Origin of the sequence: Cobetia sp. 3AK (assembly GCF_029846335.1) — a bacterium.
Taxonomy (GTDB): Bacteria; Pseudomonadota; Gammaproteobacteria; order Pseudomonadales; family Halomonadaceae; genus Cobetia; species Cobetia marina.
Genome location: NZ_JARWKR010000006.1, coordinates 321461 through 337660 on the forward strand (window position 1 = coordinate 321461; position 16200 = coordinate 337660).

The window sequence follows — 16200 nt, forward strand, 5'->3', positions numbered from 1 at the left end:
GGGTCGTACATGTCAGAAATGACAGTCAAAGAATTCGCCAAGAAGGTGGGCCGCGAGTCAGCCCGCCTACTGGAACAGATGCACGAAGCTGGTTTGAAGCACAAGTCAGAGAACGACGCCGTGTCCGAGGTCGACAAGCAGAAGCTGCTTGACCACCTCACCAAGAGCCACGGCGGTGGTGCTGCCCCGGCAGCGCCGAAGAACCGCATTACCCTGACCCGCAAGACCAAGTCACGCATCAACACTGGCGGCGGTCGCGGCAAGTCCATCGAGGTGCAGGTCCGCAAGAAGCGTACCTACGTCAAGGATGGTGAAGAGCAGGCCGCAGATGCGCCGGCGACTGAGGCACAGGCTGCCAAGGCGCCTGCCGCCGAGAAGCCGGCTGCTGCCCCGCAGCGTGATGAGCGTCGTGGCAACGACAACCGCCGCGAAGAGCGTCCGCGTCAGAGTGCTCCGGCCGCTGCCGCTGCACCGGTCGCGGATGCTGCGCCGGAAGTCAATGCGCCGCCGAAGGAGCCGCGTGGTGATGCACCGCGTCGCGCCAAGGCTGCGCCGCGTGATGAATCACGTGATCGCCGTGAGGCCCGTGAAGATCGCAGCGAGCGCAAGCGTGGCGGGGCCAAGAAGGTCAAGCGCGCAGAGCGTCGCGGCGGTCGTCGTGGTGGTCGCGATACCAATCGCCAGCCGCCGAAGCCGGTCCAGACCTTCGTGCGTGAAGTCTCCATCCCCGAGTCCATCTCGGTGGCAGACCTCGCCGACAAGATGGCCGTCAAGGCGTCTGAAGTGATCAAGGCCATGTTCAACATGGGCGCTGCGGTCACCATCAACCAGACGATCGATCAGGAAACCGCGACCATCGTGGTCGAGGAAATGGGTCACACGCCCAAGCTGATCAAGGATGACGCGCTCGAGACAGCCGTTCTCGAGGGTATCTCCTACGAGGGTGAGCAGATCACTCGCGCGCCGGTCGTCACTGTCATGGGTCACGTTGACCACGGCAAGACCTCGCTGCTGGATTACATCCGCCGTACCAAGGTGGCCACAGGTGAAGCGGGTGGTATCACCCAGCACATCGGTGCCTACCACGTCGAGCACGACAACGGCGATGTGACCTTCCTGGATACTCCGGGCCACGCGGCGTTCACCGCCATGCGTGCTCGTGGTGCCAAGGCGACTGACGTGGTCATCCTGGTGGTGGCTGCCGATGACGGCGTGATGCCGCAGACCATCGAGGCTGTCGAGCACTCCAAGGCCGCGGGTGTCCCGCTGGTCGTGGCAGTGAACAAGATCGACAAGGAAGGCGCTGATCCGGACCGCGTGAAGAATGAGCTGTCCCAGCACGGCGTCATCTCCGAGGAATGGGGTGGTGATACCCAGTTCGTCCACGTTTCCGCCAAGACTGGCGAAAACATCGACGCGCTGCTGGAAGCCGTCCTGCTGGTCTCCGAAGTGCTCGAGCTTCAGGCCGTGCCGTCCGCGCCGGGTAAAGGCGTCGTGGTCGAGTCGCGTCTCGACAAGGGCCGTGGCCCGGTCGCGACCGTGCTGGTCCAGAACGGTACCCTGAAGAAGGGCGACATCGTCCTCGCTGGCCTGCACTACGGCCGCGTGCGTGCGCTGATCAACGAAGTCGGCAAGCAGGTCGATTCCGCGGGTCCGGCCATGCCGGTCGAGATCCAGGGTCTGGGTGGCACGCCGGAAGCCGGTGAAGAGTTCACCGTGGTCCCGGACGAGAAGAAGGCGCGTGAAGTCGCCAACTTCCGCCAGGGCAAGTACCGCGAGGTGCGTCTGGCGCGTCAGCAGAAGGCCAAGCTGGAGAACATGTTCTCCCAGATGGGTCAGGAAGAAGTCGCCAAGGTCAACGTCGTCCTCAAGGCCGACGTGCAGGGGTCTCTGGAAGCCATCCGTGGCGCTCTGGAAGAGCTCTCCACCGACGAAGTCAAGGTGGCCGTGGTATCTTCCGGCGTCGGCGGCATCACCGGCACCGATGCCAACCTGGCACTCGCTTCCGAAGCGATCCTGGTCGGCTTCAACGTCCGTGCTGACGCTTCCGCCCGTGAGATCGTCGAGCGTGAAGGCCTGGATCTGCGCTACTACAGCGTCATCTACCAGCTGATCGACGAGGTCAAGCTGGCCATGAGCGGCATGCTGGCACCGGAATTCCGCGAGCAGATCGTGGGTGTGGCCGAAGTGCGCGATGTCTTCAAGGCACCGAAGATCGGCGCCATCGCCGGTTGCATGGTCGTCGAAGGCACCATGTACCGCTCCAAGCGCATCCGCGTGCTGCGTGACAACGTGGTCATCTACGAAGGCGAGCTGGAATCCCTGCGTCGCTTCAAGGATGACGTCAACGAAGTCCGCAACGGCATGGAATGTGGTATCGGCGTCAAGAACTACAACGACGTGCAGGTGGGCGACAAGATCGAGGTGTTCGACCAGATTCAGGTCGAGCGTAGCCTCTGATAGCGCCCCTGCGAGGAGAGATCACGGATGCGTGAATACAGCCGTACTGACCGCGTGGCGGACCAGATCCAGCAGGAGCTCGCGCTGTTGATTCAGCGCGAGGTCAAGGACCCGCGCCTTGGCATGCTGACGGTCAGCGCCGCCAAGGTCAGCCGCGACCTGTCCTACTCCGATGTCTACGTGACCCTGCTGGGTGACGACAGTCCGGAACGCATCAAGGAAAATCTTGCCGTGCTCAAGCGCGCGGCAGGTTTCCTGCGCTCCCAGCTGGCGCGCACCATTCAGCTGCGTCACGTGCCGGAACTGCGCTTTCATTACGATGAGAGCGTCGTTCGTGGCCATCACCTGTCTTCACTGATCAATACGGCGGTCGCTGATGACCGCAAGCGCAGTGCAGAACGTGGTGATGATGACAGCGAAGACGGTGCCCCGGGCACCACGCCGGACGCCTGATGGGCCGTCGTCGTCGCGGCCTGCCGATTGACGGCGTACTGTTGCTGGACAAGCCCAAGGGCATGTCCAGCAACTACGCGCTTCAGAAGGCACGCCGCCTCTACCAGGCACAGAAGGCAGGGCATACCGGCACGCTCGATCCGATGGCAACCGGCTTGCTGCCGGTCTGCTTCGGTGAGGCCACCAAGTTCTCCTCGCACCTGCTCGAGGCGGACAAGGTCTATCGGGCACGGATCAAGTTTGGCCAGGTCACCGACACCGGTGATGCGGAAGGCGAGATACTGCGTGAGCGGGAGATTCCCGAGCTTGCGGAGTCCGAGCTGGAAGCGGTGCTGGACCGGTTCCGTGGCGAGATAGATCAGGTGCCGCCGATGTACTCCGCGCTCAAGCACCAGGGACGTCCGCTCTATGAGCTGGCGCGCCAGGGAATTGAAATCGAGCGTGCAGTCCGTCGCGTTACCATCTACAATATGGCGCTTCTTGCACGGCACTCCGATGGTATCGAGATCGAAGTGGCGGTCAGCAAGGGCACCTACATACGCAGTCTGGCCGAGGATATCGGCGAGGCGCTGGGCTGTGGAGCCCACCTCACGGCACTGCGTCGTCTCAAGACAGGCCCGTTCACGGGTGATGCCATGCTGGATTTCGAGCGCCTCGAGGCGCTGGCAGATCAGCAGGCACGTGAAGGCGTTCTGTTGCCTGTCGACATCCTGCTCGATCATCTTCCACGTCTCGACATCACTGCCGAGATGGCTCGGAAGATATTGCGTGGTCAACAGGCTGAAACGACGACAGGGTCGCTGGAAGTGGACTCCCTGGCTCGTGTGTATCAGGACCAGCAGTTGCTCGGGCTGGTCCGGATTGCGGCGGAGGGCATCATCGCTCCTCGCCGACTGCTCAGCTCCGCTGTCGAGGCGGCGGCTGGGTGAGCTGATTGCGGCCTGGCCGCAAGCCGCATGAAGACTGCAAATATGCGTGGTCTTCGACATTTCTTATCTACCAAGCATATTGCTTACTGGAGAGACAGATGGCACTTACCGCTGAGAAGAAGGCTGAGATCGTTAGCGAATTCGGCCGTGGCGAGAACGACACCGGTTCCCCGGAAGTTCAGGTTGCACTGCTGAGCGCCAACATTGATGGCCTGCAGGGCCACTTCAAGGCCAACAAGCAGGATCACCACTCCCGTCGTGGTCTGATCCGCATGGTCAACCAGCGCCGCAAGCTGCTTGACTACCTCAAGCGCAAGGATTTCGAGCGTTACACCGCTCTGATCCAGCGTCTGGGTCTGCGTCGCTAATCAGCGATGTTGCCGCCATGCATTCCGGTGCATGGCGGGCCCCCGGTGGGCACAGGAAAACCGACACTGCCTGCGGGCGGTGTCGGTTTTTTTGTGCCTGATACCGTGGGGAGAAGCGGGCGGGCAATCGCCTCCCGATCCGGCTGCAGCCCGCATGCTGCGTGAGACTCACTCGCTTTTCATTGTCTGCGCCGCGCATTACCATGAGCGCCGGACATCGACGACATCAGACTAAAGGACATGCGCCGTGAACCCGGTTACGCACAGCTTCCAGTACGGTAATGACACCATCACGCTCGAGACCGGTCGCATCGCGCGTCAGGCCACCGGCAGCGTGATGGTGACCATGGGCAATACCTCGGTGTTGTGCACGGTAGTGGCCAGCAAGTCCGCCAAGCCTGGACAGTCCTTCTTCCCCTTGTCGGTGCATTATCAGGAGCGCTCCTACGCGGTCGGCCGCATCCCCGGCAGCTTCTTCAAGCGTGAAGGGCGCCCGACGGAAAAGGAAACGCTGACCTCACGGCTGATTGATCGCCCGATCCGACCGCTGTTCCCGAAAGGCTTCATGAATGAGGTGCAGGTGGTCTGCACGGTGATGTCGGCAGAGCGCAATGTCGATCCGGATATCGCGGCGCTCATCGGTACCTCGGCGGCGCTCAGCATCTCGGGTGTGCCCTTTGCCGGCCCCGTGGGAGCAGCGCGTGTCGGCTTCAGTGAGCAACGGGGCTACTTCCTGAATCCCGGCTACAGCGAGCTTGCCCACTCCGAGCTGGACATGGTGGTGGCAGGTACCGAGCAGGCAGTGCTGATGGTCGAGTCCCAGGCGCAGGAACTCCTGGAAGACGAGATGCTGGGCGCGGTGCTCTACGGCCATCATGAGATGCAGAAGGTGATCACGGCGATCGAGATGTTTGCTGCCAAGGTCAATCGTCCCCAGTGGTCCTGGGTCGCCCAGACGCACGATAGTGTGTTGATGGAGGCGCTGGCGCGTGAGGTGGGCGAGGAGATCGGTGAGGCCTACCGTCTGCATGACAAGATGGAGCGTCAGGATGCGCTGGCATCACTCAAGGCTCGGGCGATTCAGGCGCTGGAGACGCAAGGGGATGCACGCTTCGAGGCAAGTGCGGTGGCCAGTGCCTTCGCTGCACTGGAGAAGCGCATCGTCCGTCAGCGCGTGATTGCCGGTGAGCCGCGCATCGATGGTCGTGATGCACGCACCGTGCGTCCGCTGGACATCGCCGTTGGCGTCCTGCCCAAGGCCCACGGCTCTGCGCTGTTCACGCGCGGCGAGACACAGGCCATGGTGACGGCAACGTTGGGCACCACACGTGACGCCCAGCTGGTGGAGGGACTGTCAGGTGAGAAGCATGATCGCTTCATGCTGCACTACAACTTCCCGCCTTACTGTGTCGGCGAGACGGGCTTCATCGGTTCTCCCAAACGTCGCGAGATCGGTCATGGGCGTCTGGCGCGACGTGGGATCGAGTCGATGTTGCCTACCGTCGAGGACTTCCCCTACGCGATCCGTGTCGTCTCCGAGATCACCGAGTCCAATGGTTCAAGCTCCATGGCGTCCGTGTGTGGTGCGTCGCTGGCATTGATGGATGCCGGGGTACCGCTCAAGGCGCCGGTGGCGGGGATTGCCATGGGGCTGGTCAAGGATGCCGACGGCGTGGCCGTGCTGACCGACATTCTCGGGGATGAAGATCACCTGGGGGATATGGACTTCAAGGTCGCGGGGACGGCAGAGGGCGTCACGGCATTGCAGATGGACATCAAGATCGAGGGGATCGATGAGGCCATCATGGAGCAGGCGCTGGAGCAAGCCCTTGAGGCGCGCCTGACCATTCTCGAGCAGATGAACGCTGTCTTGAAGGGTAGCCGCGAAGAGGTGTCCGACAACGCCCCGGCGATGCTGTCGCTGAAGATCGCGCCGACCAAGGTCCGTGACGTGATCGGCAAGGGTGGCTCGACCATTCGCAAGATCTGTGAAGAGACCGGTGCCAATGTCGATCTCGACGATGACGGCAGCGTGCGTATCTATGCCGAGCACAAGGCCCAGGCCCAGGCGGCCGCTCACTATGTCGAGGGCATCATCGCCGAGGCGGAGATCGGCAAGCTGTACGCCGGCAAGGTCGCTCGCATCGCCGATTTCGGGGCCTTCATCACCTTCATGCCGGGCACCGATGGCCTGCTGCATATCTCCCAGATCGTCGAGGAGCGCGTCAATGACGTGCGCGATTATCTCAATGAAGGCGATGAGGTCGTGGTCAAGGTGCTCGACATCGACAACCGCAATCGCGTCAAGCTGTCGCTGAAGGAGATCAGCGAGGAAGAGAAGGCGGCTTTCGTGGCACGTCAGGCAGCCGAGAAGCTTGCTGAGGCGGCAGACGGCCAGTAAGGCCACCATCCCCTCAGCCCAATGAAAAGCCCCCGCCAGCAGGACTGGCGGGGGCTTTCTTGTCTCCTGGTGCCCGTGATCGCGGGGGCAGCGGGAGATCATCCGTGAGCGATCAGCTGCGCTCGATGGCCAGTGCGACACCCTGGCCGCCGCCGATGCACAGGGTCGCCAGACCCTTCTTGGCATCGCGGGCGATCATCTCGTGTACCAGCGTGACCAGTACACGGCAGCCGGATGCCCCGATCGGGTGGCCCAGCGCGATGGCACCGCCATTGACGTTGACCTTGTCGACATCCCAGCCCAGCTCCTTGTTGACGGAGAGCGCCTGGGCGGCGAAGGCTTCGTTGGCTTCGACGAGATCGAGATCTTCCAGGCTCCAGCCGGCCTTCTTGAGGCACAGGCGGGTGGCGGGAGCCGGCCCGATGCCCATGATCTTCGGGTCGACACCGGCGTTGGAGTACGCCTTGATGGTCGCCAGCGGCGTCAGGCCAAGTTCGCGGGCCTTGTCGGCGGAACACAGCATGACCACGGCGGCACCATCATTGAGCGCCGAGGCGTTGCCTGCGGTGACAGTACCATCCTTCTTGAAGGCTGGACGCATGCCGGCGAGTTTCTCGGCAGTGGTGCCGGCACGCGGGTTCTCGTCGGTGTCGAAGACGATTGGGTCGCCCTTGCGCTGCGGAATCTCGACCGGAACGATCTGGCTCTTGAAGCGGCCCGCCTCGATGGCCTCGCAGGCCTTCTGCTGGGATGCGGCAGCGAAGGCATCCTGCGCTTCGCGGGTGATCTCGTACTTCTCTGCCAGGTTCTCGGCGGTGATGCCCATGTGGATATCATTGAAGGCATCCCAAAGTCCGTCGTGGACCATGGTGTCGATCGCCTTCCAGTCGCCCATGCGCTTGCCATTGCGGGAGTTGGGCAGCACATGAGGAGACAGTGACATGTTCTCCTGACCGCCGGCCAGAATCAGCTGGGCATCGCCACAGCGGATGGCCTGGGTGGCCAGATGCAGTGCCTTCAGGCCAGAGCCACAGACCTTGTTGATGGTCATCGCCGGCACGCCTTCCGGCAAGCCTGCCTTGATGACGGTCTGACGAGCCGGATTCTGGCCGCAGCCTGCCGTCAGCACCTGGCCGAGCAGAACTTCGTCGACCTGATCACCGCTCACCCCTGTGCTGGCGAGGATATCCTTGATGACATGTGCCCCGAGGTCAGCGGCGGAAATGCCGGCGAGGCTGCCACCGAAGGCACCTACGGCGGTACGACGAGCTGCTACGATCACCACATCTTGCATCTGAACGCTCCTGTTCTCTCGCGAGACTGTCTGAGTCAAAGACGCTGCGCCCTGCACTGTCGAATCGGGTAGAGGGCTTGCAGCCTTGCTGATGCGAGATTCCAGCATAAGGCAGTGTTGTGCAATGCGGCAATCGTCAAAGCGTCGTGGGTCTGTCAGCCATTTGCCATACGTGCTCCGGGGGGCGCCCTTTGCGTGGCCATCAACGACGACGCCAGCTCCGCTTTCGCGGGGCTGGCGTCGTCGTTGCGTGTTTCATTGCCGTGGGAGGACGGCGATCAGGCCATCTGCACCGGAATGGCGTTGGCCGTGTGGCTGACCTCATTGCCTTCCATCAGATAGACCATGGAGGGCTTGTGGGCCTCCAGCTCGCTCTCTGCATAGTTGGCGAAGGCGCAGATGATCACGCGGTCACCGACGTCGGCCTGGTGGGCCGCGGCACCATTCACCGAGATGATCTTCGAACCTTCTTCACCGCGGATGGCATAGGTGGTGAAACGCTTGCCATTGTCCACGTTGTAGATCTGGATCTGTTCGTACTCACGGATGCCTGCCATGTCGAGCAGGTCACCATCGATGGCGCAGGAGCCTTCGTAATTGAGAACGGCATGGGTCACGCGGGCCATGTGTAGCTTGGCCTTGAGCATGATGGCTTGCATCGGGATATCTCCGGTTGAGCGCCGCCGGGCGCAGGAGGCCTTGATGACCGGAACGCGGGACACGGTCGTGAAGGCAGGGCGGCGCAGTCTATTCAGGCATCAGGCCACCGGCAAGGCGACCTTCAGGTTATCGAGCAGACGGGTACGTCCCAGGTGTGCCGCGACCAGAATCACGGCATCACGGGTGTCGTCCTGTACCGGGCCCAGGTCCTCGGCGCGGCGCAGTTCGAGATAGTCCGGCTTGAAGCCGCACTCGCTGATGGCGGCCAGCGCGACGCGCAGGGCCTCGGCAGGCGCGGTGCCACTTTCGAGGCTGTCCTTGAGCGCATTCAGGCATTGCGCAAGGCGAGGGGCGATGGCGCGTTCTTCGGCGCTCAGGTAGCCGTTGCGCGAGGAGAGTGCCAGACCATCCTCGGCACGCACGATGGGCACGCCGAGGATCTCGATCCCGAAGTGCAGATCACGATTGAGCTTGCGGATCACCGCCAGCTGCTGGAAATCCTTCTCGCCGAAACAGGCGACATCGGGACGCACCAGATGGAACAGGATGCTGACGACGGTGGCCACGCCATCGAAGTGTCCCGGTCGGTTGCCACCGCACAGGCCTTCGGAGACCCCCGGGACCTGCACGTTGCACAGTCCGGTGCGCCCTTCGGGGTACAGCTCCGCTGTCGACGGGGCGAACAGCAGATCGCAGCCCTCTGCGGTCAATGCGTTCTGGTCATCGACAAGCGTGCGCGGGTAGCTGTCGAGGTCTTCGCCCGGCCCGAACTGCAGCGGGTTGACGAAGATGCTGGCGACGACGAAGTCCGCCTGTCGGCGTGCCGCGCGCACCAGGGACAGATGGCCTGCATGCAGATTGCCCATGGTGGGCACCAGCGCGATGCGCAGGCCCTTGCGGCGCACCTCGGCCAGGCGCTCGCGCAGGGCGCTGATGTGAGTGAGGGTCTCCATCAGAAGGTGTGCTCCGTTGCCGGGAAGCTGCGTTCCTTGACGGCCCGATGATAGGCAGCGAAGGCGTCCTGCACGCTGCTGGCCTCAGCCATGAAGTTCTTGACGAAGCGCGGCTTGCGGCCCGGTGTCAGGTCGAGCATGTCATGCATGACCAGAATCTGGCCGTCCACCTCGACGCCTGCGCCGATACCGATCACCGGCACCTCGACCGCATCACGAATGCGTGCGGCGAGCTCGGCAGGCACGCACTCGAGCAGAATGATCGCGGCACCGGCGGCTTCAAGCGTGCGGGCGTCGGCGATCATCTGCGTGGCGCGCGCTTCCTCGCGGCCCTGCACCTTGTAGCCTCCGAAGGCATGGACATGCTGCGGCGTCAGGCCCATGTGCACGCAGACCGGCACGCCACGCTGGACGAGGGTCGTGACGGCCTCGGCGAGCCAGGCTTCGCCTTCCACCTTCACCATCTCGGCACCGGCACGCATCAGACGTGCGGCATGGTCGAGAAGTATCTCGGTGCTAGCATTGCTCATGAAGGGAAGATCAGCCATGACCAGGCTGCCCTGCTTGCCACGCGCGACGGCCGCGGTGTGGTAACAGATGTCATCGATGGTGACAGGCAGGGTGCTGGTGTGGCCTTGCAGGACCATGCCGAGGGAATCGCCGACCAGCAGTACTTCAATGCCGGCTTCTCCAGCGAGGTGGGCGAAGGTCGCGTCGTAGGCAGTGAGGCAACTGAACGTCTCACCGTCGGCCTTGAGGCGGCGCAGGGTGCTCAGGGTGACGTTTTTCATCAGGAAGCGTACTCGTTGCGGCGCGTGTGCCTTGTCGTGTCCGTGGCGTCGGACGGACGACGTGGCCAGGATCGTCGCAGGCGGGGAGCCATGTGCGCGACCTGACAGGACGAGCCGGTGTTACCAGAAAGTGTTACCGAGCCACGATCAGTGGGCGCATCGGTAACAATGTGGCGAAACTCTACTCCCGAGGCCCGAGGGGGAGCAAGTCATCTCCTTCAACCCGCTGTGCCAGCGTCTCCAGGTCATCTTCGCTCAGGGAGGAAACGCGCACGGGGCCCAGCAGGTCCGCCAGTGGACGCAGCACGAAACCTCGTGTGAGCATCTCGGGGTGCGGCACTGACAGGCGCGGGGTAGTGATGGAGCGATCATCGAACAGTAGAAGGTCCAGATCCAGGGTGCGAGGCCCCCAGTGGCGCAATCGTACGCGACGGTGCTGCTGTTCGAGTGCCTGCAGTTGATCCAGCAGCGCCAGGGGGGAGAGGCGTGTGGTGAGCTCGGCGACGGCATTGACGAAGTCAGGTTGATCCTGAGGCCCGACCGGCTTGCTGGCATACAGGCGCGAGTGGCGCGTGCAGCGGGTCAGCGGCAGGCGGTCCAGCGCCTCAAGTGCGCGCTCGAGTTGAGCGCGCGGATCGTCAAGATTGGCACCGAGGCCGATCAAGGCTGTCGAAGTCATGCGAGGTTCCTGCGTCGGCACGTCAGTGCTCAGCCTTGTCCACGACCATTGCGACGGCGCTTGCCGCGACGTTTGGTGCCCGCGGGCTTGCTGCCTGCCGGCCCCTCATCGGACACGCCTTCGATCATGGCGACCTGAGCACGGGAATCGACTTCCTGGAAGTCGGTCCACCACTTGCCCAGTCCCGGCTTCACTTCGCCGGCGAATTCCCGCAGCAGCAGGAAGTCATAGGCGGCGCGGAAGCGTGGATGCTCGCGGGTCTGGAAGGCGCGCTTGCCACGGCGACGCGGCAGCTTGGCCTGCATGTCCCAGATCTCGCGCATCGGGATGCTGAAGCGCTTCGGAATCGAGGTGTGGTTGAGCTGACGGGCGATCGCCTGCTGAGCCGCCTGGTGGGCGGCCGGGATGTCCGGCATGCCACTGGCGACCAGCTGGTCGGTGCGTGCCTTGACGCCAGGCCACAGCAGCGCAGCGTAGAGGAAGGCCGGCGTGACCGGTTTGTCGTCACGGATACGATCATCCGTGCTCGCCAGCGCCTTCTCGATCAGCGGCATGGACCAGTGATAGTGCGCGAAGCTCTCTTCCGTTTCCGGGAACAGCATCTGGAATAGACCGAACTCACGTAACAGGTGGAACGTTTCCAGAGCGTAGCCGGACATGAACAGCTTCAGCACTTCCTCGAACATGCGTGCCGGCGGAATCTGCAGCAGCAGCGGTGCCAGCTCGTACATCGGTTCGGCGGTGGCTTCCTCGATGTCGAAGTCCAGCTTGCCGGCGAAGCGGACCGCCCGCAGCATGCGGACCGGATCTTCGCGATAGCGCGTTTCCGGGTCACCGATCAGGCGGATCATGCGCGCTTCGATGTCACGCACGCCATGCGCCCAGTCGTGGATCGTGAAGTCGGACACGTCGTAGTAGAGGGCGTTGATCGTGAAGTCGCGGCGCAGCGCGTCCTCCTCGATGGAGCCCCAGACGTTGTCGCGCAGCAGCATGCCATCTTCCGACTGCTGGGTATGCTGGCTCGGCGTGCTGTCGGCAGGCTTGCCACGGAAGGTGGTGACCTCGATCACCTCACGGCCGAAGCGTACATGCACGATGCGGAAGCGTCGGCCAATGATGCGTGCGTTGCGGAACAGCTCGCGGACCTGTTCCGGCGTGGCGTTGGTCGCCACGTCGAAGTCCTTCGGGCGCTCGCCGAGCAGGGCATCACGGATGCAGCCACCGACCAGATAGGCCTGATAGCCGCCGCTCTGCAGGCGATAGAGCACCTTCAGCGCGTTTTCGCTGAGCTGGCGGCGGGACACGGGATGCTCATCCCGCGGTATCACACGCAGGCTGGGCAGGGTGGCCTCGGGCGCGTCAGTTGCATTGAAAAGCGTCTTCAAGCGGTCACCGGGGCGTTGGAGAAAGCGGGTAAATCCTTTGAACATGCAGCGATTCGACTCGTGCGTAGCAGGCCGCCCAGTGTAGCGGAGGGCAGATACCTTGGCAAAGCGCCGGTCTGCCACTGATGGGCCGAGACTGCACTTCAAGGTGCCTGATGAGGGAAGAAATGCCTCTCGGGCAAGGAAAAAGGGAGACCGATTTCTCGGTCTCCCTTTCAGGTAGAGTACACGCATCCTTGAGCAGATGTTCTTTTTCGTGAAGGCGCATCGCCTTGAATACGCACCACAGTCGCCAATCACGCAGACAGATGAAGCTATTGTTGTTATCTGACCGTCTGTTCAGTGACCATCTCGTATTCAAAACAATCTTCCATTCACCGACGGCTGAATAGCCTCCCCCCGCGAGTTGTTGTTGGGTCGGGGGTGATCCGGGGTCGAGTATCTTGTTGTTGTTGGCACTCGAGGCCGGATTCGTCGCGTCCTGGTCAGTAGATTCCGGACTGCCGATATCTTGTTGTTGTTGGTTCGGCGGATGATGACGTGCGGCCGCTTGTTCTTGTTGTGGCTCCAGCATCCGGCCATGAATCTCGGCCGTGCTTGCCTGTCATCATCAATGTCACTCGCTCGACGAATCTTGTTGTTGTTGGTGTCGAGGGTTTTCGAAGCCTTGCGCAATCTTGTTGTTGTTGGACGCGCTTCGTATTTCCGGTTGTTCTTTTTCTTGACCGTGTTATTGCATCGGATGTGCCACAGCTTAAAAAAAACACGTAATTCAGTCATTTAGACATAGGTCGCTGAGACGTGAGGCGTAGGTGAGGCTGAGGTGTTACCTGACGTGGCCATTACCGCGCTGGATGGGGGCACTGTTTGGGGTCGATGGTAACAATTGGTGCGAAGGTCTAACGGAGTGACTCGCAAGCTAATGATTGGGAAGTGTTTTCCGGCATGGATTCGGCACTAAAGTCTAGCGAGGCCGGCAGGCAGCCTGCCGAGTCCTGAAGGGTTTGAGTGTTGATGTCTCGAAGACGGCCAGGTGAGTCGTGGGGGCGAGCACCCGCTTGGTGCAATACGGATGGGGAGCCCGCAGGTCGGCTGGTGATCGTGAGCCTGCCCATGCGCCTGCTTGAGGGAGACATGTGCTGATGATGCCTCAGGACGTCGCGCTGCCACGGCGTGCCTTCTTGCGCGGGATACCCAGCCGCTGACGGCGCTCCCACAGATTCTTGCGGCTGATGCCGAGTCGACGGGCTAGCTCCGTTTCGCTCATGTGGTCCTGATGTTCGAGAACGAAATGCTGGAAGTAGTCCTCGAGGGACAGGTCTTCCTCTTCCGGTGTCGGGGTGGCGAGGGGAGGCGCGGGTCGAGGGGGGGCGGTCTCCCGTGCCGGAGAGGCACCTTCAGCCTGCGGACGCGGTGCTGAGGTGACGGGAGGCGGCTGGTGGGCGAGGGGTTCCTGTGGACGGCCGTCAGCAGTATCGCTTCGCAGGACATGCTCGGCGCGCAGGCCCAGGTCTTCCGGGGCGATGATCCGACGGTCTGCCAGGATCACGCCGCGCTCCAGGGCGTTCTCGAGCTCGCGCACATTGCCGGGCCAGCCGTACTGATGGATTTCCTGGCGGGCACGCTGTGACAGCCGCATCCCCTCCCGGGCATGCCGGCGCGCGATGCCCTTCAGCAGGTGTTCGGCCAGTTCCAGCACGTCATCTCCCCGCTCACGCAGCGCAGGCAGGTCAATCTCCATGACGTTGAGGCGATAATAGAGATCCAGGCGGAATTCGCCGGTCGCGGAGAGGCGGTGCAGGTCGCGGTGAGTGGCCGCGATCAGGCGGACATCCACATGGCGCGTCTCGATGGCGCCGACGCGACGTATCTCACCCTCCTGAAGGACACGCAGCAGGCGAGCCTGAGCATCCAGCGGCAGTTCCCCGATCTCATCCAGGAACAGGGTGCCGCCATCCGCGGCTTCGATCAGGCCGGTGCGTGAATTCGTCGCGCCGGTGAAGGCGCCCTTTTCATGCCCGAACAGCTCGGATTCGATCAGGGTTTCCGGAATGGCGGCACAGTTGACGCAGATCAGCGGTGCCTGATGCCGTCCGCTCTGGCGATGGATCGCACGTGCGACCAGCTCCTTGCCGGTGCCGGATTCGCCAAGTACCAGTACGGTGACATCCGCGGGGGCCACCTTGCGGATGCGGGTATAGACCTGCTGCATCGCACGGCAGTGGCCGATCATCTCGACCTGCGAGCCGGTGGCTCCGGAATGAGAGGAGGGGCGCGAGGAGGGGGACGGCGCATCGTCATTGCGCGGCAAGGCCAGCGCCTCACGTACGCTGCGCGCGAAGGCCTCCTGATCGAAGGGTCTGGGCAGATAATCCGCGGCGCCGGCTTTCAGGCAGGCGATGGCGCCATGCAGGCTGGGGGGATCCGCCAGCAGGATCACCGGGGCAGGGTGGCTGGCCTCGAGAACGGGCTTGGCATGTTCTCCGGCGAGCGCGACATCGCAGATGACCAGTGCAAACTCGCCGGGTTTCTGACGACAGGCGTCTTCAAGTCCATTGGCATGCACCACGCCGTGCCCGTCGCGCTCCAGCAGATGCTGAAGGGCAGTGCGTGTGGCACCTTCCTTTTCGATGATCAGAATCCGGGCCATGGAATGCTATCGCTCGCCTGATGGAGTGCGTGAAGAAATGAGATGGCGCTGATGCCTTGGCTATCTCGTACAAAGTCTCCCCTGTTCCCCGTGGGCTGGCAATCCGACAATCGTGGCTGGCCTGGTCGTCATGGAAATGGCGTGGCCATGCGCAGTGACTGGGCCGCGCCAACGTTCGCGAGTGACCAGCGAGGAATGGCGTGGGCGAGTTGCTCAGCGGGGCTGGCGGTCGCCAGTTCCGGTGGCGGCGCCTGACCGAGCAGCGTCAGGGTATGGTGCAGCAGCGTTCGAATCGCGCTGGCGTCTTCCGGCAGGGCCGGTGCCAGATTCTGCTTGGAGAGCTTCTGGCCATTGGCGGCCGTGATCAGCGGCAGGTGCGTCAGGCGCGGTGTGGGGAGACCAAGGGACGCCTGCAGGAGGCGTTGCCAGGGCGTGTTGTCGAGCAGGTCCAGGCCGCGTACGACGTCGGTGATTCCCTGTTCGGCGTCATCCACCACCACGGCCAGCTGATAGGCCCACAGGCCATCGCGACGCTTGAGTACCACGTCGCCGAGTGCCGCCAGTTCCTGCTGGATCGGGCCTTGCAGGCGATCGTGCCAGCCGGCGATGGCGCCGGCTCCACCGAAGCGCTCTGCCGCTCGCACGTCCAGACGCCAGGCGTGCTCGCCAGCGGGTGGCTCATCGCGATCGCGACACCAGCCCGGGTAGACCGCGAAGTCCCGCCACTGCTTGCGGGAGCAATTACAGGGATAGGCGATACCCGTGGCCTTGAGCTTCGCGAGCGCCTCGTCGTAGGCGGCATGGCGATCACTCTGATAGCGCACCGCGCCGTCCCAGTGCAGCCCGAAGGCCTCCAGCTGACGCAGGATGGTGTCGGCGCTGCCTGCGGGGCAGCGTGGCGGGTCGATGTCCTCGATGCGCACCAGCCATTGGCCAGCGTGATGCCGGGCATCCAGGTAGCTGGCCACGGCCGCCAGCAGTGAACCGGCGTGCAGTGGGCCAGAGGGGGTCGGGGCAAAACGGCCACGGTAGGCGGTGGGCATCGGTAGGGCTCCGGCGTCCGTGATTGGGGGAATGTCTGGCTGTCCGGACCCCAACGCATACGGGCACCGCTCCAAGGAGGGTGCCCGTATGGGGGATGAGGTCGACGGCGGGCCGTCGGTTCACCGACAGCGGG

At 63.1% G+C, this 16200-nt stretch carries 13 protein-coding genes; 5 read left to right on the forward strand and 8 right to left on the reverse strand.

Annotated features, from left to right (window positions below; all coding sequences use genetic code 11):
- Window positions 1–9 precede the first annotated feature (9 nt).
- From infB to pnp, 5 genes are all read left to right on the forward strand, one after another.
- Window positions 10–2460 carry a translation initiation factor IF-2 gene (gene infB / locus QD228_RS11195; protein ID WP_077379481.1) on the forward strand — a complete coding sequence of 817 codons (2451 nt, stop codon included), beginning with the start codon at window positions 10–12 and terminating at the stop codon, window positions 2458–2460.
- 27 nt (window positions 2461–2487) lie between these two features.
- Window positions 2488–2913 carry a 30S ribosome-binding factor RbfA gene (rbfA, locus tag QD228_RS11200; RefSeq protein ID WP_065392581.1) on the forward strand — a complete coding sequence of 142 codons (426 nt, stop codon included), beginning with the start codon at window positions 2488–2490 and terminating at the stop codon, window positions 2911–2913.
- Window positions 2913–3842 (forward strand): tRNA pseudouridine(55) synthase TruB, encoded by a 930-nt coding sequence (gene truB, locus QD228_RS11205; RefSeq protein ID WP_077379479.1) that lies wholly within the window; start codon window positions 2913–2915, stop codon window positions 3840–3842. Before rbfA ends, truB begins: the two co-directional genes overlap by 1 nt.
- A gap of 98 nt (window positions 3843–3940) precedes the next feature.
- Window positions 3941–4210 carry a 30S ribosomal protein S15 gene (rpsO, locus tag QD228_RS11210; protein ID WP_065392421.1) on the forward strand — a complete coding sequence of 90 codons (270 nt, stop codon included), beginning with the start codon at window positions 3941–3943 and terminating at the stop codon, window positions 4208–4210.
- 247 nt (window positions 4211–4457) lie between these two features.
- A complete protein-coding gene (gene pnp / locus QD228_RS11215) occupies window positions 4458–6611 on the forward strand; it encodes a polyribonucleotide nucleotidyltransferase (RefSeq protein WP_279875585.1) in 2154 nt (717 codons plus the stop codon).
- Window positions 6612–6723: 112 nt separating this feature from the next.
- Here the strand turns inward: pnp and QD228_RS11220 are convergent, their stop codons facing one another.
- The 8 genes from QD228_RS11220 to gluQRS all read right to left on the reverse strand — a co-directional run bounded on the left by QD228_RS11220 (window position 6724) and on the right by gluQRS (window position 16066).
- Entirely contained in the window at window positions 6724–7905 is a 1182-nt protein-coding gene (locus QD228_RS11220) for an acetyl-CoA C-acetyltransferase (RefSeq protein ID WP_084209482.1), read from the reverse strand.
- A 278-nt stretch (window positions 7906–8183) separates the two neighbouring features.
- A complete protein-coding gene (gene panD, locus QD228_RS11225) occupies window positions 8184–8564 on the reverse strand; it encodes an aspartate 1-decarboxylase (RefSeq protein ID WP_077379473.1) in 381 nt (126 codons plus the stop codon).
- A 99-nt stretch (window positions 8565–8663) separates the two neighbouring features.
- The gene (panC, locus tag QD228_RS11230; RefSeq protein WP_176503562.1) at window positions 8664–9518 is read right to left on the reverse strand and encodes a pantoate--beta-alanine ligase; all 855 of its coding nucleotides are present in this window, start codon (window positions 9516–9518) and stop codon (window positions 8664–8666) included.
- A complete protein-coding gene (gene panB / locus QD228_RS11235) occupies window positions 9518–10309 on the reverse strand; it encodes a 3-methyl-2-oxobutanoate hydroxymethyltransferase (RefSeq protein ID WP_279875587.1) in 792 nt (263 codons plus the stop codon). Before panB ends, panC begins: the two co-directional genes overlap by 1 nt.
- A gap of 181 nt (window positions 10310–10490) precedes the next feature.
- Entirely contained in the window at window positions 10491–10988 is a 498-nt protein-coding gene (gene folK, locus QD228_RS11240; RefSeq protein WP_136939433.1) for a 2-amino-4-hydroxy-6-hydroxymethyldihydropteridine diphosphokinase, read from the reverse strand.
- A 29-nt stretch (window positions 10989–11017) separates the two neighbouring features.
- On the reverse strand, window positions 11018–12418 hold the full coding sequence (gene pcnB / locus QD228_RS11245) for a polynucleotide adenylyltransferase PcnB (protein WP_077379465.1): 1401 nt from the start codon (window positions 12416–12418) through the stop codon (window positions 11018–11020).
- Window positions 12419–13523: 1105 nt separating this feature from the next.
- Complete coding sequence (locus QD228_RS11250; RefSeq protein ID WP_176503565.1) at window positions 13524–15023, reverse strand: sigma-54 dependent transcriptional regulator; 1500 nt, start codon at window positions 15021–15023, stop codon at window positions 13524–13526.
- 128 nt (window positions 15024–15151) lie between these two features.
- A complete protein-coding gene (gene gluQRS / locus QD228_RS11255; RefSeq protein WP_279875589.1) occupies window positions 15152–16066 on the reverse strand; it encodes a tRNA glutamyl-Q(34) synthetase GluQRS in 915 nt (304 codons plus the stop codon).
- Between the last annotated feature and the right edge of the window lie 134 nt (window positions 16067–16200).